A 23,074-nucleotide genomic window follows, 5' to 3' on the forward strand; every position below is an offset into this window, starting at 1 on the left:
CGTGGACAGATCCGGCAGGCCGGTTGGCTGGCACAGGCGCAGTGGACGGCGATTATCGGCCTGCACCGCCTCGCGCCGTGGGCGACGGCCGGCCAGCGCCGGGTGGCCCCCGGTGGTGGGAGGCGAGTGGCTCCGGTGCGCCCGCGTCGGGCGTGCTGTCCATCACCCGCCCGGCCCGGGGGTGCCTGCCGGTGGCATTCCCGTCGCCGGGGCACCGCCCCGGCGGGCGAGGTAGTCGGCCAGCAGCGCTGCGGCGGCCGGCAGGCCGTCGCCTGCGCGGGCACAGATCGCAAAGCGGCGCCGGGCCCAGGGGTCGGCGAGCGGCACCACCCGCACGCCGCTGGCGGCGGCGAAGGGCTCGGCGACTTCGCGCGGCACCACGCTGATCGCGAGGTTGGCGCGCACCACGCGCAGCGCCGCGTCGAAGTTGGAGACGAACACCCGGTGCAGCAGCGTGCGCCCCTCCAGCGCGGCGGCGCGCGACAGCAGCACCTGCACCGCGCTCAGCGCCGGCATGCTGACGAACTCATAGCCCAGCACGTCGGCGAAGCGCACGCTCTCCAGCGCCGTCACGGGGTGCGAGGGATGGGCCGCGATGGCGAGGTGGTCGCTGCGGTAGGCACGCGTGTGCAGGCCCTGCAGGTCGGCCGCGTCCCAGCAGATGCCCAGCGAGGCGCTGCCCTCGCGCACGCCGCGCACCACCTCCGGGCTCACGCGCTCTTCCATGCTCACCTGGATGTCGCGGTGCGCGGGCTCCTGCAGAAAGGCGGCCACGTCGTCGGCCAGCGATTCGGCCATGACCGAGGCGGTGACCAGCATGCGGACATGGCCGCGCACGCCCGTGGCGAAGCCAGCCATGTCCCGCTCGATGCGGCCGGCGGTGGCGAGCATCTCGCGCGCGTGCTCCAGCAGCGTCTCTCCGGCCGGGGTGGGGGCCACGCCGTGGCGCTTGCGCACCAGCAACTGCGTGCCCACCGTGTCCTCCAGCTGCGCCAGGCGCTTGCTGACGGCCGAGCCCACGATCGATTCGCGCTCGGCCGCGCGCGCGATGTTGCGTTGCTCGCAGACGGCCACGAAGAGCCGCAGGGTCAGCAGATCGAGGGAGCGCATAGGGTGGGGTGAAGATGTTCCATTCGGGAAATTCTGGACTTCCCAAATTGAGATCACGGAGTGTGCGGGAATTTCTAGAATGGTTGCGTCCCTTTTGCACGCAGGCCCGGTCCGCCGGGTAAAGCCCATGCCCGCCACCGATCCGACCGCAGCCGCGCCTTTTGCCCCGTCTTCCGCCCTGCCGTCCGGCGCAGCGGCATCCGTGGACCCACCGGTTCCCACGGGCGCCGCTTCCGGCCGCCCGGCAGGCCGGCCCAGCGCCCAGGTGCGCGAAGTCGGCTTGCGCGATGGCCTGCAGAGCATCGCGGCCACCGTCCCCACCCATCGCAAGATGGCCTGGATCGCCGCCGCCCACGCGGCCGGCCAGCGCGAGATCGAGGTCGGCTCCTTCGTGCCCGCGCGCCTGCTGCCGCAACTGGCGGACACGGCCGAGGTGCTGGCGTTCGCGCGCACGCTGCCCGGGCTGGTGGCGTCGGTGCTGGTGCCCAACCTGAAGGGCGCCGAACGCGCGCTCGAATGCGGCGCGCACCTGATGGTGGTGCCGCTCTCGGCGAGCCATGCGCACAGCCTCGCCAACCTGCGCAAGACGCCCGACGAGGTCGTGGCCGAGGTGGCGCGCATTCGCGCCGCGCGCGACGCGTCCGGCAGCCGCACGCTGATCGAAGGCGGCGTGGGCACGGCCTTCGGCTGCACGCTGCAGGGCGACGTGGCCGAAAGCGAAGTGCTGCGGCTGATGCAGGCACTGCTCGATGCCGGCGCCGACCGCGTGAGCCTGGCCGATACCGTGGGCTATGCGGATCCGCAATCGGTGCTGCGGCTCTTCGGCAAAGCGCGTGCGCTCGTCGGCGACCGCCTGGCCTGCGCGCATTTCCACGACACGCGCGGCATGGGCCTGGCGAATGCCTACGCCGCCTGGCAGACCGGCGTGGCGCGCTTCGACGCGAGCCTGGCGGGCATCGGCGGCTGCCCGCATGCGCCGGGCGCGAGCGGCAACGTGGCCACCGAAGACCTCGCCTTCATGCTGGAACGCATGGGCGTGGACACGGGGCTCGATCTGCCCGGCCTGCTGGCGCTGCGCGAGCGCGTACGGGGCTGGCTCGATGGCGAGACCCTGCATGGGACGCTCTGGCGTGCGGGCCTGCCCAAGGGCGGCCTGGTGGCGCACCCCGAAGCCCTGGCCGAACCCGTCTCCGCCTGATCGCACCGCACCGCCTCCCGTCCTTCGTTCCCTCTTCGTCCTCGCGCATTCCCATGACTTCTTCCGCCACTTCCGCAAACCCCTCCCCGGAACGCACCCTGCCATTGGCCGGCCTGCGCGTGGTGGAGTTCACCCACATGGTCATGGGCCCGACCTGCGGCATGGTCCTGGCCGACCTGGGCGCCGAGGTCATCAAGGTGGAGCCGGTGGAGGGTGACCGCACGCGCCACCTGCTGGGCGCGGGCGCGGGCTTCTTCCCGATGTTCAACCGCAACAAGAAAAGCATCGCGATCGACCTGCGCAGCGCCGAGGGGCTGGAGGTGGCGATCCGCCTCGCCTCGTCGGCCGACGTGGTGGCGCAGAACTTCAAGCCCGGCGTGATGGCGAAATACGGCCTGGATTACGCCGCCCTCTCGCGCTTCAACGAAGGGCTGGTGTACGTCAACCACACGGGCTTCCTGCCCGGGCCCTACGAGCACCGCACCGCGCTCGACGAGGTGGTGCAGATGATGGGCGGCCTCGCCTACATGACGGGCCGCCCCGGCGACCCGCTGCGCGCGGGCACCAGCGTGAACGACATCATGGGCGGCATGTTCGGCGCGATCGGCGCGATGGCGGCGCTGATGCAGCGCGCGCAGACCGGCCGCGGCCAGGAAGTGGATTCCGCGCTGTTCGAGAACAACGTCTTCCTGGTGGGCCAGCACATGATGCAGTACGCCGTGACCGGCCAGCCCGCGGCGCCGATGCCCGACCGCATCTCCTCCTGGGCCGTATACGACGTGTTCAGCGTGAAGGACGGCGGCCAGATCTTCCTGGCCGCAGTGAGCGATGCGCAGTGGCGCACCTTCTGCACCGCCATGGGCTATGCCGACCTGCTGGCCGACCCTGCGCTGGCCCTCAACAACGACCGCGTGCGCACCCGCGACACGCTGCTGCCCGAGTTGCGGCGCCGGCTCGCGCAGCACACGGCCGAAGAACTCGCCGCGATCTTCGAGCGCCACGGCCTGCCGTTCGCGCCCATCCTGCGGCCCGAGCAGCTGTTCGACGATCCGCACCTGAATGCCACCGGCGGCCTGGCCGACGTCACGCTGCCCGATGGCGAGCGCGCCGGCGAGCGCGCGCGCGTCACCCTGATGCCGCTGCGCATGGGAGGCGAGCGCCTGCCCGTGCGCACCGATCCGCCCCGGCTGGGCGAGCACACGCGCGAACTGCTCGAAGGGCTGGGCTACGCGCCCGGCGCCATCGACGCGCTGCGCGAGGCCCGTGCCGTGGCCTGACGGCCGACCGCTTTTCCGGGCCCTTTCGACGAGCGCGGCGCCAGTCCGCGCGGCCCACCCACCACGATGGAGACATGCGCATGCCGATCCTGCCAACCCCCCCGGCGGCTCCCCACCGCCACCGCCCTGATGCCGATGCCGAGGCCGATGCCGAGGCCGGTGCGCCCACAGCGCACGCTGGTGCCGCTGCAGGCGCCGCCACAGCCCTGACCCGCCGCGCCGCCGTCACCATCGGCGCCGCAGCCCTGGCCGCCGCCTGGAGCGGCCTGCGGCCCGCCCGGGCGCAGTCCCACCCGGACAGGCCGCTGCGCATCATCCTGCCGCTGTCCGCCGGCTCCGGCGCCGACGGTGCCATCCGCGCGATCAGCGCCAGCCTGGCGAAGGCGCTCGGCCAGCCCGTGGTGATCGAAAACCTGCCCGGCGCGGGCGGCATCACCGGCACCGCGCAGATCGTGCGCGCGCCCAAGGACGGCTCCGTCATCGGCGTGGTCTCCAACAACCACGTGGTGAACCCCAGCGTCTACAAGAACATCCCGTTCGATTCGCTCGCCGACATCGCGCCCATCACCATCCTGGGCGCCACGCCGTTCGTGCTGGTGGCGAACCCTGCGGTGCCGGCGGCGAACGTGCGTGAGCTGATCGCCTATGCGAAGGCGAAACCCGGCGTGCTCAACTACGGCTCTTCCGGCAACGGCACCATCCTGCACCTGGGCGCCGCGATGTTCGCCGACCAGGCGAAGCTGGACATCAAGCACATCCCCTACAAGGGCATGGGCCCTCTCATGAACGATGTGCTGGGCGGGCAGGTGCAGCTTGCCGTGGTGGCTGCGGCGCCTGCCGCGCCGCACATCAAGTCCGGCGCGCTGCGGGCGCTGGGCGTGACCACCGCCGCGCGCGTGCCCACGCTGCCGGCCGTGCCGACGATCGCGGAGCAGGGCCTGCCGGGCTTCGAGCTCGATGGCTGGATCGCGCCCGTGGCGCCGGCCGGCATCCCCAAGGCCGAGCTTGCGCGCCTTTTTGCCGGCTTCAAGGCCGCGATGGAGATGCCCGAGGCACGCGATGCGCTGATCGCCCAGGGCTACGAGATCAAGCTCACGCCGCCCGAGCAGGCCGCGGCCTTCTTCCGCAGCGAGGCCGCGCGCATGGCGCAGGTGGTGAAGAGCGCGAACCTGACCATGGATTGAGTCGGCCGCGCTCCAGGCGCCGCCACCGCGCCGCGCCGCGCCATCCAGGCACCGGCGGCGCCACCGCGCGGGCCGGCCCACGGGCCACCCGTGTGTGCTGGGCGAATGGGGGCTTTCCGTCGCGAACGGGTTCTTTCCGAAGCCCAGGCCAGGCTCTTCGAAGGCAGGCCGTGCTGACGATTCAAGAAGGTCTCGGCCTGCCAGCCTGTCTGGCCTCCTGCCGACAGATCGCGTGCCGAGACCCCCGTATCAGGCCGCAGGCGCCATCTGCAGCGGCACCACCAGCGGCTCGGCCGGAGCGGCCGGAGCGGCCTGCACCGGCTCGTCGGGTTGCGTCGCGGTGCTGACCAGGAACGCTCCGGCTGCCTCGGCCGCCATGGGCCGTGCGAACAGGTAGCCCTGCAGCAGGTGGCAGCCCCAGTGCTTGAGCAGCTGCGCCTGTTGTACCGTCTCCACGCCTTCCGCGACGATCTCCAGGCCCAGGTCGAAGGCGAGCCCGATGGCGGTGGCGCACACCGCCTGGCCGCGTCCGCTCAGGTCCACGTCGCGGATGAACGAACGGTCGAGCTTGAAGGCGTGCACCGGCAGGCGGCGCAGGTAGGTGAGCGAAGAGTAGCCGGTGCCGAAATCGTCGATCGAGAGCCGCACGCCCAGGGCGCGCAGGGCGGCCAGCCGCTCGCTGGCGCGTTCGATCTGCGGCATCAGCACCGACTCGGTGATCTCCAGCTCCAGATCGGCCGGCCGCAGGCGGTGGCGCGCCAGCGTGTCGGTGATGAGCGTCTCCAGCCCTTCGTCTTCGAGCTGGTGCGCCGACAGGTTGACGGCCATGCGCAGGCCGGCGTGGCCTTGCTGGTGCCAGGCGGCCAGTTGGCGGCAGGCCTCGTTCAGCACCCAGGCGCCCAGGGCGTGGATCACGCCGCTGGATTCGGCCAGCGAGATGAAGCGCAAGGGCGACACCAGGCCGCGCGCCGGGTGCTGCCAGCGCACCAGCGCTTCCATGCAGGCGACCTGGCCGGTTTCGCCGTTCACCTGGGGCTGGTAGTGCAGCAGGAATTCGCGGCGTTCCAGCGCGTGGCTCAGCGCGTCCTCCAGCTCCATCTGCTCCTGCAGGTGGTCCTTCAGGGCCGGCGTGAAGGTCTTGAGCGGCCCGCCGCTGCGGCCGGTGCTCTTGGCGTCGTGCAGGGCCAGCTCGGCGGCATTCACCACCGCCTCGGCCGTGACGCCGTCGCCCGGGAAGCGCGCGACGCCGGCACTGGCGCGCACGTTCAGCACCTTGCCCGACACCGCGACGGGCAGCGCGAAGGCGTTGTCCAGCTGCGCATAGCGCTGGGCCACGGCCTGCGGCGCGATGCCCGTGCAGACCACGACAAAGCTGGCCCCGTGGCCGCGCGCCAGCAGGCCCTGGCCCTGCACGGCCTGCTGCAGGCGGCCCGCCAGCTGGGCCAGCAGCGCATCACCCGCGGCATGGCCGTGGGTGGCGCACAGCAGGTCGAAGCGGTCGATATCGAACACGAACACCGCCAGCGACGCTGCATTGCGCTGGTGTTCGTCCAGCACGGGAGTGAGCTGACGCAGCAGGCCGGCCCGGTCGCTGAGGCCGGAAAAGCGCGTGTCTTCCGCATCCGGCGCGCGGCGCGCCAGGCGGGCGGCGGGCTGCAGCGCGGGCGGATTCTGCGGCGCTGCGGCCTGCGCCGGCTGGGGCTGGGGCTGGGGCTGTTGCTGCTGCTGGGCCGCAGGGCGGGCGCGCGGCGTCAACGGCTGGTCCTGGGGCTGTGGCGCGGGGGCGACGCTGCCTCCGTGCGCCCGGCGCCGGCGCGAACGCACCCGGGAATGCAGCCGGCCGAGATCCTCCATCACCACCCAGAGGAAACCCACGCTCATCACCAGGAAGGCGAAACCCGACACGTAGGGCAGGGACAGCGCCCCGGTATCCGACAGCAGCGCCAGCATGGCGCTCGTCGCCATCAGACCCATGCCCACCCAGGGCAGCCAGCGCCAGTGGGCACGGTCCGGGCGGACGGTGTCGCCCGGGCGCAGGCCGGGCAGGGCGGCGGCCATCAGCCCGAGGGTCAGCACGCGCAGCAGCTGGTAGGGCATGTCGGCAGAGCCGGAGAGCAGGCGGATCGACTCGCCCCAGGGCAGCGTCACCAGGCGGTCGCTGGCGAGCTGGTTGAACCGGTAGCCGTAGTCGGCGGTGAAGTTGTGCACCACCAGCACCAGCGTGACGGCCGCGGCCGCGCCGGTGAGCCGGAGCCGCGGGCGGCGCGTGCCCAGTAATTCGAACAGGTAGACGATGACCGGCGGCACCAGCAGCGACCAGAGGTTCAACCAGCGGTGCGCCTGCAGCGCGGCTGCCGTGTCGGGTGCCGCGTACTGCAGCGCATTGCCCATCTGGAACAGCGCGAACAACACGCAGAGCACCCCATAGCTCCACTGCAGCCGGGGCTGGGTGCTGTGGCGCGCAAGCACGACGGAGTACCCGGCACCCATGAGCAGGAAGCCGACTGAAATCAGATACGCCGTGACGAGGGGGCTTTCCATGGGGACGGCACGAACGAGCGTACCGATTACAAAATATGACATTTCATTGTGCCCGAGTTGTGTGAAGTCAGGTGTCCCTGCTAGCAAAGCTGTACAGCAGCTGGCGACCCCGTCCTACAGCCCGGGGGGTACCATCCTCCCGATGACCCCCTGTTCCAGCCCCCCGGCATGCTCGGTACGCAGCTACAGCGGCGAATACGCCGTGCATGCGCACGACCATGCGCAGGTGGTCTATGCGGTGGCGGGCCGCATGGAGATGGAGGTGGACGGCCGTGGCCTGTGGGTGGACCGGGCCAGCGGCATCGTGGTGCCGGCCGGGGTGCGGCATGGATTCTTCGCGCCGCCGGGGGCGCTCTTCTGTGTGATCGACCTGCCTTCCGCCGCAGGCACCGAGCGGCTGCGGCGCTTCGCCGTGCCGGAGCGGGCACGGGCGTGGATCGACGCAGCCGGCGTTCTGGCCCCGTTGCCCGCCTCCGCGCCGCAGGCGGCGCACGACGCGGCGGGCCTGGCGCCGCCCGCGCCGGACTGGCCCAGCGGCGTCGCCCGGGCCTGGCTGGCGCCCACTCCGGCCCTGGCGCCGCAACTGGACGGCCTGCTGCACGCGCCGCGCGTGCTGGCCCGCCGGGCCGTGCCGGCCGAGCGGGTCGAGCAGGCCGTGCGCGGCGCACTGCACGAAGCCTGGCCGACCGCCCGCCTGGCGGCCCTTTGCCACCTCAGCGTGCCGCGCTTTCACACCCGCTGGATCGAGCTGACCGGGGCCACGCCCCAGGCGTGGCTGCGGGGCGTGCGGCTGGATGCCGCCATGCGCTCGCTCGCCGGGGGGCAGCCGCTGGAGCAGGTCGCGCTGGCCTGCGGCTATGCCACTGCGTCGGCGCTGGCGTCGGCCCTGCGGCGCGAGCGCGGGGTGGGCGCGCGCCAGCTGCGCCGGCGCTGAAAGCGTGTTCCCTGGCTTGTCGGGAGGGGCCGCGGGCCCGAAGGGTGGAGGGCCGGTCGGGCGATGGGAGGGCCGATGGCTCCCCAGCGCCCCTGAAAAGAACGGCGCGACCGTTCTCAGGTTGAGCGTTGCGCGACATTCGCGGCCGGCCCGCCGTGGCAACCTTGCGACATGGCCGCTCCCCGCCCCTCTGATCTCCGTTCCTCTGCTTCCCGCTCGCCTTCCCATGGGTCCGCCGCCGCCGAAATGGCGGCCGGCTCCGTCCGCCCCGGGGTGGCCGATGGCGCTCGCCCGTCGCCGGACGCCGTGCGCCACGGCGCACGCGGCGTGGCCATGGTGCTGCTGGCCGCCATGCTCTGGGGCACCACCGGCACCGCGCAGAGCCTCGCGCCCGCAGGCCTGTCGCCGTATTGGGTGGGCGCCCTGCGGCTGGCGGTGGCGGCGGCTTTCTTCGCCGTGCTGGCGGGTGCGCTGCGCCAGCGCGGCGGCACCCTGGCGTGGCCGCGCGTGCTGGCGGCGGGCGCCTGCGTGGCGGTCTACAACCTCAGCTTCTTCGCGGGCGTGAAAGCCAGCGGCGTGGCGCTGGGCACGGCCATCGCCATCGGCAGCGCGCCCATCTGGGCCGGCCTGCTGCAGACCGTGCAGCTGCGCCGCTTGCCCGCGCCCGCCTGGTGGGCCGGCACGTTGCTGGGCGTGGCGGGCGGTGTGGCCATGGCGCTCGACGGCGCCGCCAGCGGGCGCGGCGGCGCCACGGTCGGCGGTATCGCCCTCTGCCTCACGGCGGGGCTGACCTACGCGGCCTACACGCTGCTGAACAAGCCGCTGGTCGAGCATGCCGGCGCGGCCACGGTCAACCTGGCCGTCTTCGCAACGGCAGCCGTGCTGTCGGTGCCGGCGGCCGCGTGGCTGGCCGGCCCGCTGGCCCTGTCGGCCGGCACCTGGCTCACGGTGGGCTACCTGGGCCTGGTGGCGACGGGGCTGGCCTACTTGCTGTTCACCAGCGCCCTGCGGCATATCTCGGGTGCCACCGGCGTCACCCTGGCCCTGGGCGAGCCGGTCACCGCCTTCGTGCTGGCCGTCGTGGTGGTGGGCGAAACACCCTCCCTGCTCTCCGTCGCCGGCCTGGTGGCCGTGCTCTCGGGCCTGCTGCTGGTGGTGTGGGCCGAGCTGCGGACGGCGCGCTGACAGCCGGCACTGGCGGCAGCGTGGCTCGGCTGCCTACAGCCGGGCGGGCTGGGCGCCACTAGACTCGGGCGCCATGAAAAACGACCAACTCTCCGCAGCTTCGGCCCCTTACCGCGACGGCGACGGCGGCGGCGCCGGCCACGACGCCGGTTGCCGCCTGTGCGCCTTGCGGCAGAGCCACGGCGCATGGAATGCGCGCCGCGGCTTTCTGCTGGCGGCGGGCGCGGCGCTGGCCGGCCCGGCGCTGGCGCAGGTCGACGTGGGCTCGTCCTCCGCCATGCGGCAGCTGGTGCCGGCCGAGGGCCTGGAGCAAGCCGCCACCCAGCAATACAGCAAGATGCTGGAACAGGCCAAGGCGCAGCGCGCGCTGGCGCCCGATACCCATCCGCAGCTGCAGAAGCTGCGCGGCATCTCGCAGCGGCTGATTCCGTTCAGCCCGCAGTGGAACAGCCGCGCGTCGTCGTGGAAGTGGGAAGTCAACCTGATCGGCAGCAAGCAGATCAACGCCTTCTGCATGCCGGGCGGCAAGATCGCCTTCTACACCGGCATCCTCGACCAGCTGAAATTGACCGACGACGAGGCCGCCATGGTCATGGGCCACGAAATGGCGCACGCCCTGCGCGAACATGCCCGCGCCCGGCTGGCCAAGACGCAGGCCACCAGCATGGGGCTGTCGCTGGGCGCGCAGCTGCTGGGCCTGGGCGACCTGGGCAACGCGGCGGCCAATCTGGGCACCCAGCTGATCACGCTGAAGTTCAGCCGCACGGACGAAACCGAGGCCGACCTGGTGGGGCTGGAGCTGGCCGCGCGCGGCGGCTTCGACCCGGACGCCTCGGTGAGCCTCTGGCGCAAGATGGGCGAGGCCACCAAGAACCAGGGCGGGCTGGCGTTTCTCTCCACCCACCCCAGCGGGCCGGACCGCATCCGCCAGCTGGAAGCCAACGTGCCGCGCGTCGAGGGGCTGTACCAGGCCGCCAAGCGCGGCTGATCGCTGGCGCCTCCCCCGCAAGGCGGTGTTTCATGCAAAAAGAGCTGCTGGCGCCCACCATCGGGGCGCCAGCAGCTCTTTTTTTGATAGCGTGCTGAACGGCGCCGTTCAGAACAGCCGCACGATGGCCGGCACGCTCAGTACCGCCGTGTAGTAGCCCATGAACTGCACGCCGGTGTTGAAGCCGAAGTTGCGCGACAGCAGGCCGCCCAGCAGGCCCATGGTCAGGATCACGAGCAGGCCCAGCAGCTGGCCTTCCCACACGCTGATCACGATGATCAGGCCCACGAACGTGGCGATGATGGCCTCATGGCTCACCCGGCGCGACACGAACAGCGCCGCGCGCCGCGCGAAATTCATCGCGAACGGGTACGACACCACGGCGGCCAGCAGCACGGCCAGCATGCCGTAGCCCAGGAACTCCCAGTGGTTCAGCAGGTTGTGCAGGTTGTGCGTCTGGCCGGTGGCGGCATCGACGGTGAAGCGCGGCGGCGCGTTGAAGAGCGGCGCGGCCGGGCCGGCGGCCACGGGGCTGAGCGGCAGGCCGAAGGCGATCAGCGGGATCAGCGCCTCGGCGATGTAGGTCGCCTCGGTCACGCCGTTGCGCGCGCTCAGCACGGTGGTCAGCCGGTGGTAGGCGTGCTTGATGCGCGAGCCGACCAGCTCGCCCAGCACCACCGTCATGGCGACCGGGCTGAACACGAAGGTGGCGCTGGAGATGGTCGCGGTGATCAGCGTCCAGCGGGTCTGCACGCGGTCCATCACCTTGAGCGGGTTGGGGAAGTAGCCCGACCAGCCCTTCACGTCCGGCGCCAGGTTGAACTGCCGCACCTGGTCGCGCAGCATGCGCTGGCGGCCGGCGGGGGCGATCACGGTGAACAGGTCGGCGATCAGCGGGCCGATGGCGATGCCCAGGAAATAGCTGATGCTGAGCTTCACCTCGTACTTCGCCGTCAGTGCCTGCAGCGCGATGATCACGACCACGAACGGCACCAGCAGCGCCACCGAGGCCCAACGGCCGGCCGAGAAGTAGGCGATCAGCAGCGCGGCGGCCAGGAAGATCCACGGCGCCGTCTTGGTGATGGCGGCCCCGAACGGCGCCAGCATGACGGCGAACAGCACCGCCAGCGGCACGGCGACGAAGGCCGCGACGATGGCGCCCGACACCATCTTGCGCAGGGCGATGTGCGGCACGCCCAGCTTGCGCAGCATGTTGGCGTCCTGCAGCAGCGGCGTGGCCAGCGTGTCGCCCGGTATGCCCAGCAGGGCGGTGGGCACGGCATGCGTCATGTGCTTGGCGACCGCGCCGGCCAGGAAGAAGGTGAACACGCCGGCGGGCGGCACGCCCAGCAGCACCACCAGCAGCGTGAGCGGTGCCAGCGTGGTGGTCTCATCGGTGCCCGAAACCAGGCCGATGGCGGCGAACACCACGGCGCCGATCAGCCCCATTCCGGCGGCGACGGCAATGTCGTTGAGCAGTTGCGGATCCATGTCTATCGACTCCTCTGCGTCAACGCGGCGCAGGGCCGGGGGCCGTGGTCTGCGGGGTGGGGTTGGTGGGCGTCGGCGTCGGCATCGGCATCGGCGCCGGCGCCGGCGTCTGCGCGTTGTCCAGGAACAGGTCGTAGAGCTTCAGCTCCTTGAGCTCCTGCACCACCACCGGCGGCAGGTCGGCGATGGAGCCCAGCCCGCCGGGCTGCGCGGCCAGCTCCTCCAGCACCTCGCGGCGCCAGGCCGGGTCGGTGGAGATGTCCTGCTCGGTCACCTCGCGCTTCGGGGGAAACGCCCGCGCGCAGATCACCCCGGCCGTCACGCAGCCGGCCAGGCCCGCGAGCATGGCGTAGGCGTGGGCCAGCTGCTTCGATTCGACCATCGTGGCCAGCCAGCGGCTGGCCAGGTAGAAACCGACCACGCTGATGCCGATGCCGATCGCGATGGACCAGGCCAGGTGCCGCAGGTCGACGGTGTCGCCCCAGACTTCGGCCAGCCGCCAGCCGGCGGGATTCGGGGTTGCCATGGTGTTGTCTCCTTCGTTGTGGTGTGTCGTTGTGGGAGGGGAAAACTGCGGGCGGCCGGGCAGCCGTGGCGCCCGCAGGCCGTGACCGGGCGTTCCACCGCCGCCCGGCCGGCAGCCGTGCGGAACGCTCAGGCGCCGGCGCGCAGTTCCTGCAGCACTTCCAGCGCGCGGTCGGTGCGCACGTCGTGCTCGGCGGCCAGGCGCCTGGCGACGGCGTCCACCTCGTCGCCCGTCGCGCCGGCCACCAGGGCGATGTTGCGGGCATGCAGGGCCATGTGGCCGCGCTGGATGCCCTCGGTGGCGAGGGCGCGCAGGGCGCCCATGTTCTGCGCCAGTCCCACGGCCGCGGCGATCTCGCCCAGTTCCTGCGCGGTCTTCACATCCATCATCTTGAGCGCCAGGCGCGCCAGCGGATGCGTCTTGGTGGCGCCGCCCACCAGGCCCACGGGCATGGGCAGCTCGATGGTGCCCACCAGCGCGCCGGAGCGGTCCTTCTCCCAGCGCGTGAGCGAGGTGTAGTGGCCGCCGCGGCAGGCGTAGGCATGCGCGCCGGCTTCCACCGCGCGCCAGTCGTTGCCGGTGGCGACGATGACCGGGTCGATGCCGTTCATGATGCCCTTGTTGTGCGTGGCGGCCCGGTAGGGGTCGATGGCGGCGAAGGTGTAGGCGTCGAGGATGCCTTCGATGATCTCCTCGCCGCTGCGCTCCTGGGTCGCCAGCATCCCGGCCGTGAGCCGCACGCGGGCGCGCGCCAGCCGCAGGTCGGCCAGGTTGGAGAGGATGCGCAGGCGCACCGCGCCGCCGGTGATCTCCTCCACCAGCGGCGCCACCGATTCGGCCATGGTGTTGACGGTGTTGGCGCCCATGGCGTCGCGCACGTCCACGATCAGGTGCATGACGATCATCGCGCCGCGCGGCGAGTCGGGGAACACATGCACCTCGATGTCCTTGCAGCCGCCGCCCAGGCCGATCAGCACCTTGTCGCGGCTGTTGGCGCGCTCGATGATCCGATCGCGCGCCTGCAGCACGGCGATGCGCGCGCCGTACGGGTCGGTGATGCCCACAACCTGCACCTGGGCGCGCATCAGCGGCAGGGTGCTGGAGGTCTGGAAGCCACCGCCCTCGCGGGCCAGCTTGGCCATGTACGAGGCGGCGGCGACGATGGAGGGCTCTTCCACCGCCATCGGGATCAGCACGTCGCGGCCGTTGATCTGGAAGTTGCTGGCCACGCCCATCGGCAGCTCGAACGTGCCGAACACGTTCTCGATCATGCCGTCCGCCAGTTGCGGGGGCAGGGCGCCGGGCTGGCGCACCAGCGCACGCTCGGCGTCGGTCATGCCGCAGGCGTCGGCGAGGAAGTCCCAGCGCTGGGCGGGGGTGAGGGAGCGGAACTGGGGCAGGCGCGAATCGGCAACCATGAAGGCGATCTCCTGAAAGTCATGAATCCATCGGATCGCGGGACTGTAGGCAAGGTGTACCCTTTTAGAAAGGTACAGTTTGCGGGAACAGTACCATCGCAGTGCAACATGAACGGGAACGGGGAGTGGGCATGGAGAAGCCAGACAAGCGGGCGCGTTCGGCCCCCATTGCGGGCCAGCTGGCCGACCTGATCGGCCAGCAGATCGCGGACGGCGTCTACCGCCCCGGCGACAAGCTGCCGTCGCTGCGCGAGCTGGCGCAGCTGCACCGCTATGCCAAGAACACCATCGTGGCGGCGTTCGACCTGCTGGTCTCGCGCGGGCTGGTGGAGCCGCGCCGGGGCTCGGGCTTCTACGTGCTGGGCACGGCGCGGGCCGCGCAACGGGCGCAGGAAGAGTCCGGCCAGCTGGGCCGCGCGATGGACATCGTCTGGCTGATGCGCGAGCAGCTCAAGACCGAGCCCGATGCCGTGGCCGTGGGCGACGGCTTTCCGCCGGTCGAATGGCTGGCCGACATGCGGCTGGACCGGTATCACCAGAAGGTGGTGCGCACCGGTCTGGGGTCGCTCTTCCGCTACGGCAGCCGCTACGGCTACGCGCCGCTGCGGGACAGCCTGGTGCGCAAGCTGGGCGACTTCGGCCTGCAGGCCACGCCCGGCCAGCTGGTGCTGACGCACGGCGCCAACGACGCGATGGACCTGGTCATCCGCTACTTCGTGCCGCCGGGCGCCACGGTGCTGGTGGACGAGCCCGGCTACTACCCGCTGTTCGGCAAGCTCCAGCTGGCCGGCGCGCGCGTGATCGGCGTGCCGCGCATGGCCGACGGGCCCGACGTGGCGGCGCTCGAAACCCTGCTGCTGCAGGAGCGCCCGCGTTTGTTCTTCACGCAATCGCTGGCGCACAACCCCACGGGCTCGGACATCACCGCCGCCAAGGCCTACAAGGTGCTGCAGCTGGCCGAGCGCCACAACCTGCTGATCGTGGAAGACGACCCGCTGGCGGACTTCAAGCCCACCTCGGCCGTGCGCCTGGCCACCCTGGACCAGCTGGAGCGCACCATCTACATCGGCAGCTTTTCCAAGTCGTTCTCGGCCGCGCTGCGCGTGGGCTTCATCGCCTGCAACGACGCGCTGGCCAGCGACCTAGCCGACCTGAAGGCGCTGATCCACGTGAGCGGCTCGGAGTACTGCGAGCGCATGGTGGACGTGATGCTGCGCGAGGGCCACTACGCCCGCCACCTGGTGCGCCTGCGTCAGAAGCTGGGCCAGGCCACGGCCCAGGCGCTGGCCTGGCTGGACGGCGCGGGCTGCGAGGTGTTCGCGCGCAGCGCGCAGAGCCTCTACCTGTGGGTGGCCTTCCCCGGCGTGGCGGATTCGCTGCCGCTGGCCGAGCAGCTCATGGCCCGCAAGCTGACCATGGCGCCCGGCCGCGTGTTCCAGGTCGATGCGGCCGTGCCATCGCGCTGGTCGCGCTGCAACGTGGGCGCGATGGCGGACGCGCGCTTCGCGTCGGCAATGGCCGGCGTGCTGCCCCAGGCCGGTGACCGGGCGGGTTCGCCCTGAGCTTTCCCGGCGATGGGGCTGCCAGGATTCGAGTCAAAATGGCCGCGGGCGCTTGATATAACTGGGCTTGTAGCTATAAAAATAGGAGCAAAAGGCTGGCCCGCGCCCCGCCGCGTCAGGTATTGCCCACGTAAGGGTTGCTGCGCCGCTCGCGTCCGAACGAGCTCTCCGGCCCGTGGCCGGGAATGAACACCGTCTCGTCGCCCATGGGCCAGAGGCGCTGCACGATGCTGTCGATCAGCTGCTGGTGGTTGCCCTGCGGAAAGTCGGTGCGGCCGATGCTGCCGGCGAACAGCACGTCGCCCACGAAGCAGCGCTGGATCTGCGGCGCATGGAACACCACATGGCCGGGCGTGTGGCCGGGGCAGTGGCGCACATGCAGCGTCTCCTGCCCGATTTGCACCGTATCGCCGTCCTGCAGCCAGCGTGTGGGCGTGAACGAGCGCGCCGGCGGAAAGCCGAACATCGCGCTTTGCTGCGGCAGTCCATCGATCCAGAACTGGTCGCCCGGGTGCGGGCCGGTGATGGGCAACTGGTGCGTCTCTGCCAGCTCGCCCGCGCCGCCCGCATGGTCGATGTGCGCATGGGTCAGCCAGATCTGCTGGAGCGAGAGACCCCGCTCGGCCACGGCGGACAGCAGCCGGTCGATGTCGCCGCCCGGGTCGACCAGCGTGGCTTCGGAGGTGGCGTCGCACCAGAGGAGCGAGCAGTTCTGCTGGAAGGCGGTGACGGGGATGGTGTGGTAGTGGAGCATGGGGCGGGTCGGCGTGGTTGTCCCGAACGGGGCGATGGGCGAGGGGCGATTGGGGGCGACGGTGGGGTGGCGGTTGCTGGGGCCGGCTTGCGGATTTTCCATTGTCCGTGAGGACGGCACGGCGCCTGCCGATCACCCGTGCGCTACCCGTGCGCTGATGGCGTGCCGGCGTCTTTCAAACTCTGCAGCACGGAGCCTACGCCGTGCCCGGGCGGCGCCGCCGATGCTTGGCGGAGCCGGAGTGTCCCGGCGCCGACCACTCATCGACCATGAACATTGCTTGCCTTGGCTGGGGTTCTCTCATCTGGAAATCGGGGGTGCTTCCGGTGGCGTCCGAGTGGCACGACGATGGCCCACGGCTTCCCATCGAATTCGCGCGCGAAGGCGATCACGGCGAGCTGGCGACCGTCCTCTGCGCTGGCGCAGAGGAGCAGGCCGTATGGTGGGCGATGCTCTCGTCCACCGACCTGCGCCAGGCCCGCGAGCTGCTGCGCCAGCGCGAAGAGATCGACCCTGACCACCCCGAATGGGTGGGCGATACCGAGACGGATCGGCAGGGAGCGGCCGGCGAAGCCATTCGCGCCTGGGCGCGTGCCAAGGGCATCGACGCCGTGGTCTGGACCGCTCTGCCACCGCGGTGCGACGGCACCCATGGACAGGTGCCTTCCGAGGACGATGCAGTCCGGTATCTCGACGCGCTGACCGGCAAGGAGCGGGCGCACGCCGAGCAGTACGTCCGGCGCGTGCCGGCGGTGATCGCCACCCGCAACCGTGCGGCGATCGAACGCGCGCTGGGTTGGACGCCGGCGCCCTTCGATTCGTGACCAGCGCCGGCCCGCGCCCGTCTTGTGGCGAGGCCCATGCCCAGGCCCAGCCCAAGCCTGGGCATGGAAGACATCACCTCACTGAACGATGCCACTGAATGGATGCAAGCCCATGACCGAGTCACTCCAGCCTTGGCCCCGAAGCGGGCGGGCTGTCGCGCCGGATGCGACCGCGCTCATCGTCACGCTGCAAATGGATCCGGCAGCCTCGGCGCGATTCACCGCGCTGCGGCACCAGCATTTCCCTGTGCATCGGAACTGGCTGGACGCGCACATCACGCTGTTCCATGCGCTGCCCGTCGGCTCCCTGGTTCAGGTGTTGCGGGATGCGCAAGCGCTCGCATCCATCACCGAGCCGTTCGGGCTGCGTGTGGACCGGGTGCAGTTTCTGGGCGCCGGCGTGGCCTATGCCTTGTCGTCCGGGCAGGCGGTGCGGCTGCGCAGCGCGCTGGCCGAGCGCTGGTCTTCGCTTCTGGGCCCGCAAGACCGGGCCAAGCGGGGAGCCCTGCACATCACGGTGCAAAACAAGGTGTCGCCTGCCGCCGCCAGGCAGCTGCACGGCGAACTCGAGCAGGCGCTCGAGCCGCACGACATTGCCGCCGTGGGCCTTCAGGTCTGGTACTACGTCGGCGGTCCGTGGCGGCACGCAGCGACTTTTCCGTTATCGGGCAGGGCAGGAAACCAGGTCGTCGGATCTGACGCCCTCGCGCACTCAGCCCCTCAGAAATCCACCTTGAGGGTGACGCCCAGGGTCCTCGGGGAGCCCACCGTGGCCACGTAGGCACCGTTGGCTGTGGCCGTCACCGCCGGGAAGTACCGCTTGTCCAGCGCATTGCGAACCCACAGCGACAGATTCCACAGCCGGCCCCCTTCCGCCAGGTCCCAGCTGCTGGCCACGTTGAACACGCCGTACGAGGGCGTGCGGGCATAGGTCGAGGCGTCCAGCGTGCCGTCCTTGCCGGACTGCCAGGCATAGGCTGCTGTCACGGCATGGATGACCGAGGGCGACCAGCGGTAGCGGTATTCCCCGCCGGCCCGGAACATCCAGCGCGGCGCACCGGCCACCTGGCGGCCCGACAGGCTGCAGCGGGCGGCCGGCTGCGCCAGGGCGGTCTCCGGCGGGCAGGGCGCATTCTCGTAATTCGCGTAGCGCGCATCGTTGAAAGACCCGTTCGACCAGAGCGTCAGCCCCCGGGCCGGCCGACCCTTGACTTCGAGCTCAACGCCCCTCGACCGGACATCCCCCGCATTGGTCAGGATCTGCACGAAGTTGCCGACCCCTGCGCCGGACGGCACCAGGTAGGCGGTCTGGTAGCCGCCGACCCTGGCCGCGAAGACATTCAGGTTGACGTGCAGCCGGTCGTCGAGGAAGCGACTCTTGAAGCCGACATCCAGGCTGTCTATCCGTTCGGGGCCGACCATCAGCGACTCCACGCCCAGGGGGCCCGGAGCGGCGCCCGGCCCTGCGAGATTGATGCCGCCGGACTTTTCCCCATGCGACAAGCTCACGTATCCCAGCAGTGCCGGCTCCCACTGGTAGCTGGCGCTCAGCAATCCGGAAGGGCTGAACTGGCGCGTGCGCAGCGGGCCGGTGTCGTAGGCGCCCAGTACCAGCGGGTTGTTCCGCAGCCTGGCGGTGGCCGGCGAGCCGCCGATGGAGTCCCCCCGGTGGATGCGCGCCTCCTTGGCTTCCTGCGTGATGCGCAGCCCCGCAGTGATGTCCAGCCGGTCCGTGGAGTGCCAGGTGGCCTGGGAGAACAGCGCATGGCTTTGCGTGTCCAGCGAACCGTGGTTGATGCTGTAGGCATTCGCAAACACCGGGGTGGGCGTGCCTTGCAGCACGAGATCGGCGCGGGGTCCGAAGTCGGTCCATCCGGCATTGCGGGTCCGTTGGCGCAGCAGGTAGGCACCGACGACGTAATCCAGCGCTCCACCGGGCGGGCCAGCCAGCCGCAGTTCCTGCGATACCTGCTGCTGCCGCAGGGCGCTGCCTCCTTCCAGCAGCACCGGAATGTTCAGGCTGTCGTTGGTGATCCGGGTAAAGCGCCAGCCGCGTGCGGCGGTGATGGATGTGATCTCCGCGCCCGAGGCCAGGCGCCAGCGTGCCTGGGCGGAGAGCGCGTTCTGATCGCTGCGGGCAGATTCCTCTCCGTCCACGTTGATCTCGCGCCGGCGAGGGTCGGTGACGATGCCGGTCGCGCCGCCCGCGATCGCCCGCGCCAGGGCCAGGCCGGGGCCCAGGCCATAGGTCACTGCCGTGCCGCTGCTGCCGCGCTCGCGGTGGTGCTCCGCAATGAGGCGAAGCTCCCATCCGGCGCCCTCGCGCGCCAACAGTTGTGCGCGCACCCCCGAGCGATCGCTGCCACCCAGCTGCTCTCCGTTGTAGAGGTTGGTGATCGCCCCGGGCTCATGGGAGTCGTACACCAGCAAGCGGCCTGCCGCGTCTTCGGCCAGCGGGCCCGACAGGATGGCTTGTGCCTGTCGCAGCCCGCGTGCACCGGTCGTCCACCGGACGCTTCGCTCCGGCTCGAAGGCTGGCGGCCTGGTGTGCACGCTCAGAACGCCTGCGGTGGTGTTCTTGCCGAAGAGCGTGCCCTGCGGCCCCCGCAGCAGGGCCACGCTTTCCACGTCCAGCAGGTCGAATGCGGCCATGCCCGCGCGGCCCAGGTAGACGTCGTCGATATAGACCCCGGTGCTGCCCTCCAGGCCGTCGTTGCTGGGGTTCAGGCCGATGCCCCGCACGGCGATGGTGAGGCGGCGCGCGTCGGGTGTGGCGATGTTCGTGCTCGGCAATTGCTGCGCCAGGTCGTCCAGGCGCTGCATGCGCAACGCGTCGATCTCGCGCTCCCCGACCACCGTGACGGGCACGGGAACGGACTGCACTGGCTCTTCGTGACCACGGGCGTTCACGGTCACGGGCGGCAACTCCCCTCCATCCAGCGGCTGTGCGGCGGCCACGGAGGGCGGCATGCCAACGGCCATGCTCCACAAGAGGGGCGCAAGCGCGAAGCGGCGAGAGATGGCGGTGGGCGAAAACGGCATGGAAGCGGGGCAACAGGTCACTGTCTCAACAGGCGGGCACTGATCGGCCCGGGCGGCTCATGGCTTTTCCGGCGTGGGGCCGAAGACGGGCAGATCCAGGCGGAAGGTGGCACCGTGCGGGCTGTTCTCGGCCAGCAGCACGTCGCCGCCGTGGCGCCTGGCAATCTCGCGTGCGAGATGCAACCCCAGGCCCGAGCCGGCGACGGTCGCCACCGTGTCGGAGCGAAAGTACTTGTCGAAGATGTGGCCGAGGTCCGCTGCCGGAACGCCAGGCCCGCCATCGGCGACATCGATGCGGACAGTGCTGCCGACACCGGCCAGCGTGACCGACACGCTGCTGTCCGGTGGTGAGTACTTGAGTGCGTTGTGCATCAGGTTCTGTAGCGCAATCTCGATCAGGGCCCGGTCCGCGACGACCTCCAGCGGGCCCTGCGTGATGGGGCGAAGCCGTTCCGCCCCGGCGTGGTTGAACCCTTGGCACAGTTGATGCACGACGGCCTGCAGGTCGATGGATTGCAGCCGCAGGGAGCGCTCCTCAAGGCGGAGCTGGTCGGCCATCAAGATGTTCTCGATCAGCAGGGACAGGCGGAGCACCGACCGGCGGATGCGCTCGGTCCTGCGCTGTACCGTCGACTCCCGGCCGAACCTGGACAGGTCCAGCGACTGGGCTGCCGCGTCGATGACCGCCAGCGGCGTACGGAATTCATGCGAAACCATGGAGACGAATTCCTGCTGCTGGTCCGCCATCCGGCGGGTTTCCTCCAAGGACTGCCGAAGTCGTGCCTCCAGCCGACCGCGCTTGCCGATCTCGTCGCGCAATGCGGCATTGGTGCCCGCCAGCTCGGCCGTGCGACGTGCCACGGTGGACTCCAGCGCCTGCTCGGCGGCAGCGCGAGCCGACAGCGCCAGCTCGCGTTGCCGCAGCACTTCCCGCTCGGCACGCCGCGTGCGGTCCGCGACGGCGACGTTCAGCAAGATGAGATGGACCAGGACTCCCAGCAGGTAAAGGTGCTCGGGGGCAGCGCCCGGAATGGCGTCGCCCAGCCACAACTTGACCAGGTTGTAGAGCCCGATCAACGTGCCGACGGAAAACGCTGCCGCGGGCAGCAGGTATTGCACCTGCCTTCGGACGGCGATGAGATAGAGCACGAAAGCCGCACCGAAGACGGTCGATGCTGTCGCCACCAGGCTGACCCAAGGGCCGATGGGTACGTGCAGGGGCGTCAGCGCCAGCCCGAACGCCACCAGGTTGAACGCAGCGACGGCCATGAAGCATCGGGAGGCGGGTGGCCAATGCCTGCGGAAGCCGAACAGACGCGCCATGAACAGGGTGGCCACCGTGTTGAAGAGGCAATTGACGGCCAGCACCGCTTGCGCGACACGGTCCGGGCGCGTGTCCAGCGCCCACTCCGCGAGGTAGCCCAGACGCGCCATGGCCAAGCCCGCGATGGCGATGACGTAGAGCGCATAGTGTCCGTACAGCGTGTCTCTGAGCCACGACATGAAGATCAGGTTCATGCAGACCGACAGCAGCGCAGCGCCCAGCAAGACACCGATGGCCGTGTAGTCGCGCTTCTGGAAGCGCTCGAACCCCGCGGGTTGCCAGATGTCGATTTCAGCCCGCAGCGGGACGCCCGCATTGCTGAGCTTCAGGTAGTACGCGCGCGGCTCGGGTGCGACATCGACCGGAAAGACGAAGTGGTGATCGGGGACGGCGCGGCCCGTGAAAGGCTGGCGGTCGCCCAGCCGGGTTTCAGCGTAGCCGCCGTGGCCGTCCGGCGCATAGAGGGTTGCGTCGTTGATGCGCGGAGGGCGCAGCCGCAGCAGCCATCTCGCCCCGGACTCGGACGCCCGCTGCAAGGTGAAGCGCACCCACACCGTCTCCCGCGTGAAGCTCTTTTCCACGGCGCCCGGCAGCTGGACGAAGCGGTCCTGCTGCGCGCCGTGGGCCACGTCTTCCAGGGTCTGTGCCCCGGACGGATCGGTGTGCATCCACAAGGCACCGGCAAGCTCTTTCGGTGCCTCCAGGCCCTCGCTGGCGCCCAGAACCACCGCATGCGCGGGGGACATCGCCACCACGGCGGCTGCCAGGGCCAGCGCAAGACAACGCAGCACCCGGAAATGCCAGCAGACGAGGGCAACAGGGGACAGATAGGGCGGCATGGAATGGCCGTGCATGCCGGCCAGCCGGGGCAGAGCGTAAAGCGTGCGAATCTACAATTATTGTCATGTCATCGGCAAGCCTTCATCTCGCCTCGCGCATCTACGTTGTCGAGGACGACGACGATCTCCGCGACGAAATGGTCTTCTCACTGGGGGAGCTGGGCTTCCAAGCCGAAGGTTTTGCGGCCGCGCCAGCGTTCTACAAAGCCTTTGCGTTGGCGCCGTGCGACATCGCGGTGGTGGACATCGGCCTTCCCGGTGAGAGCGGCTTGTCGATCGTGGCTCACCTGCGCAGCATCCGCGGCGTGGGGCTCGTGCTCGTCACGGCCCGCGGCCAGCTGGAGGACCGCCTGAACGGCCTGCGGCAAGGTGCCGACGCCTACCTGGTGAAGCCGGTCCACCTGGAAGAGCTCGCCGAGACGCTGAACGCCCTGGGGCGGCGGCTGCACCGTGACCAGCCTCCCCCTGCGCCGAGGCAAGCGCCCGTGCTTTCCGCTGCATCGGTGTCGGCGGCGACGGTACCAGAGCCCCCGCACCTCAATGAATGGCGGCTCCTGGAGGGCAACTGGGTCTTGTGCGATCCCGAGGGGCGTCGCATGAAGCTGACCACCACGGAGCGCGTCTTCGTTGCGCGCCTGTTCAAGAGCAGGGGGAGCGCGGTGAGTCGGGACGACCTCATCCGCGCCTTGGGCGGCGACGTTTTCGACTTCGATGGACACCGCATCGACGCCATCGCCAGCCGTGTCCGGCGCAAGGCCGAAAAACAGGGCATGCAGTTGCCCCTGCATTCGGTCCGTGGCACGGGATACGTGCTGGTGCGCTGACACCCACCGCCGCGTTGCCAGGCGCGGCCCTGCCGATCCCGTGGGCATGAGGG

Annotated in this window: 18 protein-coding genes; 10 read left to right on the forward strand and 8 right to left on the reverse strand. The window is 70.6% G+C overall.

Annotated features, from left to right (window positions below; genetic code table 11):
• Window positions 1-162 precede the first annotated feature (162 nt).
• On the reverse strand, window positions 163-1,110 hold the full coding sequence (locus tag ASF94_RS17980) for a LysR family transcriptional regulator (protein WP_056669711.1): 948 nt from the start codon (window positions 1,108-1,110) through the stop codon (window positions 163-165).
• 127 nt (window positions 1,111-1,237) lie between these two features.
• On the opposite strand from ASF94_RS17980, the gene ASF94_RS17985 reads away from it, so the two are divergent.
• The 3 genes from ASF94_RS17985 to ASF94_RS17995 all read left to right on the forward strand — a co-directional run bounded on the left by ASF94_RS17985 (window position 1,238) and on the right by ASF94_RS17995 (window position 4,769).
• A complete protein-coding gene (locus ASF94_RS17985; protein WP_235505421.1) occupies window positions 1,238-2,308 on the forward strand; it encodes a hydroxymethylglutaryl-CoA lyase in 1,071 nt (356 codons plus the stop codon).
• A gap of 53 nt (window positions 2,309-2,361) precedes the next feature.
• A complete protein-coding gene (locus ASF94_RS17990; protein WP_056669713.1) occupies window positions 2,362-3,585 on the forward strand; it encodes a CaiB/BaiF CoA-transferase family protein in 1,224 nt (407 codons plus the stop codon).
• A gap of 80 nt (window positions 3,586-3,665) precedes the next feature.
• On the forward strand, window positions 3,666-4,769 hold the full coding sequence (locus ASF94_RS17995; RefSeq protein ID WP_082493407.1) for a tripartite tricarboxylate transporter substrate binding protein: 1,104 nt from the start codon (window positions 3,666-3,668) through the stop codon (window positions 4,767-4,769).
• A gap of 249 nt (window positions 4,770-5,018) precedes the next feature.
• Here the strand turns inward: ASF94_RS17995 and ASF94_RS18000 are convergent, their stop codons facing one another.
• Window positions 5,019-7,310 (reverse strand): bifunctional diguanylate cyclase/phosphodiesterase, encoded by a 2,292-nt coding sequence (locus tag ASF94_RS18000; protein ID WP_056669716.1) that lies wholly within the window; start codon window positions 7,308-7,310, stop codon window positions 5,019-5,021.
• Window positions 7,311-7,452: 142 nt separating this feature from the next.
• Between ASF94_RS18000 and ASF94_RS18005 the strand changes: the two genes are divergently transcribed.
• The 3 genes from ASF94_RS18005 to ASF94_RS18015 all read left to right on the forward strand — a co-directional run bounded on the left by ASF94_RS18005 (window position 7,453) and on the right by ASF94_RS18015 (window position 10,417).
• The gene (locus tag ASF94_RS18005; RefSeq protein ID WP_056669719.1) at window positions 7,453-8,244 is read left to right on the forward strand and encodes an AraC family transcriptional regulator; all 792 of its coding nucleotides are present in this window, start codon (window positions 7,453-7,455) and stop codon (window positions 8,242-8,244) included.
• A 333-nt stretch (window positions 8,245-8,577) separates the two neighbouring features.
• Entirely contained in the window at window positions 8,578-9,429 is an 852-nt protein-coding gene (locus ASF94_RS18010) for a DMT family transporter (RefSeq protein ID WP_056669952.1), read from the forward strand.
• 73 nt (window positions 9,430-9,502) lie between these two features.
• A complete protein-coding gene (locus ASF94_RS18015) occupies window positions 9,503-10,417 on the forward strand; it encodes a M48 family metallopeptidase (protein ID WP_082493397.1) in 915 nt (304 codons plus the stop codon).
• Between the two features lie 108 nt (window positions 10,418-10,525).
• On the opposite strand, the gene ASF94_RS18020 is transcribed toward ASF94_RS18015, so the two are convergent.
• The 3 genes from ASF94_RS18020 to ASF94_RS18030 all read right to left on the reverse strand — a co-directional run bounded on the left by ASF94_RS18020 (window position 10,526) and on the right by ASF94_RS18030 (window position 13,852).
• Window positions 10,526-11,908 (reverse strand): tripartite tricarboxylate transporter permease, encoded by a 1,383-nt coding sequence (locus tag ASF94_RS18020; RefSeq protein WP_056669722.1) that lies wholly within the window; start codon window positions 11,906-11,908, stop codon window positions 10,526-10,528.
• Between the two features lie 19 nt (window positions 11,909-11,927).
• Window positions 11,928-12,434, reverse strand: a complete 507-nt coding sequence (locus tag ASF94_RS18025; protein ID WP_235505422.1) for a hypothetical protein — start codon at window positions 12,432-12,434, stop codon at window positions 11,928-11,930.
• Between the two features lie 128 nt (window positions 12,435-12,562).
• Window positions 12,563-13,852 carry a hydroxymethylglutaryl-CoA reductase, degradative gene (locus ASF94_RS18030; RefSeq protein WP_056669725.1) on the reverse strand — a complete coding sequence of 430 codons (1,290 nt, stop codon included), beginning with the start codon at window positions 13,850-13,852 and terminating at the stop codon, window positions 12,563-12,565.
• Between the two features lie 131 nt (window positions 13,853-13,983).
• On the opposite strand from ASF94_RS18030, the gene ASF94_RS18035 reads away from it, so the two are divergent.
• Window positions 13,984-15,414, forward strand: coding sequence for a PLP-dependent aminotransferase family protein (locus tag ASF94_RS18035; RefSeq protein ID WP_056669727.1), 1,431 nt, complete (start codon window positions 13,984-13,986; stop codon window positions 15,412-15,414).
• 115 nt (window positions 15,415-15,529) lie between these two features.
• Here the strand turns inward: ASF94_RS18035 and ASF94_RS18040 are convergent, their stop codons facing one another.
• The gene (locus ASF94_RS18040) at window positions 15,530-16,168 is read right to left on the reverse strand and encodes an MBL fold metallo-hydrolase (RefSeq protein WP_056669731.1); all 639 of its coding nucleotides are present in this window, start codon (window positions 16,166-16,168) and stop codon (window positions 15,530-15,532) included.
• Window positions 16,169-16,437: 269 nt separating this feature from the next.
• Here ASF94_RS18040 and ASF94_RS18045 point away from each other — a divergent pair, with 269 nt between their 5' ends.
• Both ASF94_RS18045 and ASF94_RS18050 read left to right on the forward strand, forming a co-directional pair.
• Window positions 16,438-16,992, forward strand: a complete 555-nt coding sequence (locus ASF94_RS18045; protein WP_056669735.1) for a hypothetical protein — start codon at window positions 16,438-16,440, stop codon at window positions 16,990-16,992.
• Between the two features lie 112 nt (window positions 16,993-17,104).
• The gene (locus ASF94_RS18050; protein WP_056669738.1) at window positions 17,105-17,773 is read left to right on the forward strand and encodes a 2'-5' RNA ligase family protein; all 669 of its coding nucleotides are present in this window, start codon (window positions 17,105-17,107) and stop codon (window positions 17,771-17,773) included.
• Here ASF94_RS18050 and ASF94_RS18055 read toward each other — a convergent pair.
• Both ASF94_RS18055 and ASF94_RS18060 read right to left on the reverse strand, forming a co-directional pair.
• Window positions 17,713-19,962: a TonB-dependent receptor gene (locus tag ASF94_RS18055; RefSeq protein ID WP_235505423.1), complete on the reverse strand. Its 2,250-nt coding sequence runs from the start codon at window positions 19,960-19,962 to the stop codon at window positions 17,713-17,715. The genes ASF94_RS18050 and ASF94_RS18055 overlap by 61 nt on opposite strands.
• A 129-nt stretch (window positions 19,963-20,091) precedes the next feature.
• Entirely contained in the window at window positions 20,092-22,212 is a 2,121-nt protein-coding gene (locus ASF94_RS18060) for a sensor histidine kinase (RefSeq protein ID WP_082493400.1), read from the reverse strand.
• A 50-nt stretch (window positions 22,213-22,262) separates the two neighbouring features.
• On the opposite strand from ASF94_RS18060, the gene ASF94_RS18065 reads away from it, so the two are divergent.
• Window positions 22,263-23,021, forward strand: coding sequence for a response regulator transcription factor (locus tag ASF94_RS18065; RefSeq protein WP_056669741.1), 759 nt, complete (start codon window positions 22,263-22,265; stop codon window positions 23,019-23,021).
• The last annotated feature ends 53 nt before the right edge of the window (window positions 23,022-23,074 follow it).

It is taken from the genome of Acidovorax sp. Leaf160 (assembly GCF_001424265.1).
Lineage (GTDB): Bacteria > Pseudomonadota > Gammaproteobacteria > Burkholderiales > Burkholderiaceae_C > Paracidovorax.

Coding starts and splice junctions, on each gene's coding strand:
- ASF94_RS17980 (WP_056669711.1), bottom strand. CDS start 1,110: ATGCGCTCCCTCGATCTGCTGACCCTGCGGCTCTTCGTGGCCGTCTGC.
- ASF94_RS17985 (WP_235505421.1), top strand. CDS start 1,238: ATGCCCGCCACCGATCCGACCGCAGCCGCGCCTTTTGCCCCGTCTTCC.
- ASF94_RS17990 (WP_056669713.1), top strand. CDS start 2,362: ATGACTTCTTCCGCCACTTCCGCAAACCCCTCCCCGGAACGCACCCTG.
- ASF94_RS17995 (WP_082493407.1), top strand. CDS start 3,666: ATGCCGATCCTGCCAACCCCCCCGGCGGCTCCCCACCGCCACCGCCCT.
- ASF94_RS18000 (WP_056669716.1), bottom strand. CDS start 7,310: ATGGAAAGCCCCCTCGTCACGGCGTATCTGATTTCAGTCGGCTTCCTG.
- ASF94_RS18005 (WP_056669719.1), top strand. CDS start 7,453: ATGACCCCCTGTTCCAGCCCCCCGGCATGCTCGGTACGCAGCTACAGC.
- ASF94_RS18010 (WP_056669952.1), top strand. CDS start 8,578: ATGGTGCTGCTGGCCGCCATGCTCTGGGGCACCACCGGCACCGCGCAG.
- ASF94_RS18015 (WP_082493397.1), top strand. CDS start 9,503: ATGAAAAACGACCAACTCTCCGCAGCTTCGGCCCCTTACCGCGACGGC.
- ASF94_RS18020 (WP_056669722.1), bottom strand. CDS start 11,908: ATGGATCCGCAACTGCTCAACGACATTGCCGTCGCCGCCGGAATGGGG.
- ASF94_RS18025 (WP_235505422.1), bottom strand. CDS start 12,434: ATGGCAACCCCGAATCCCGCCGGCTGGCGGCTGGCCGAAGTCTGGGGC.
- ASF94_RS18030 (WP_056669725.1), bottom strand. CDS start 13,852: ATGGTTGCCGATTCGCGCCTGCCCCAGTTCCGCTCCCTCACCCCCGCC.
- ASF94_RS18035 (WP_056669727.1), top strand. CDS start 13,984: ATGGAGAAGCCAGACAAGCGGGCGCGTTCGGCCCCCATTGCGGGCCAG.
- ASF94_RS18040 (WP_056669731.1), bottom strand. CDS start 16,168: ATGCTCCACTACCACACCATCCCCGTCACCGCCTTCCAGCAGAACTGC.
- ASF94_RS18045 (WP_056669735.1), top strand. CDS start 16,438: ATGAACATTGCTTGCCTTGGCTGGGGTTCTCTCATCTGGAAATCGGGG.
- ASF94_RS18050 (WP_056669738.1), top strand. CDS start 17,105: ATGACCGAGTCACTCCAGCCTTGGCCCCGAAGCGGGCGGGCTGTCGCG.
- ASF94_RS18055 (WP_235505423.1), bottom strand. CDS start 19,962: ATGCCGCCCTCCGTGGCCGCCGCACAGCCGCTGGATGGAGGGGAGTTG.
- ASF94_RS18060 (WP_082493400.1), bottom strand. CDS start 22,212: ATGCACGGCCATTCCATGCCGCCCTATCTGTCCCCTGTTGCCCTCGTC.
- ASF94_RS18065 (WP_056669741.1), top strand. CDS start 22,263: ATGTCATCGGCAAGCCTTCATCTCGCCTCGCGCATCTACGTTGTCGAG.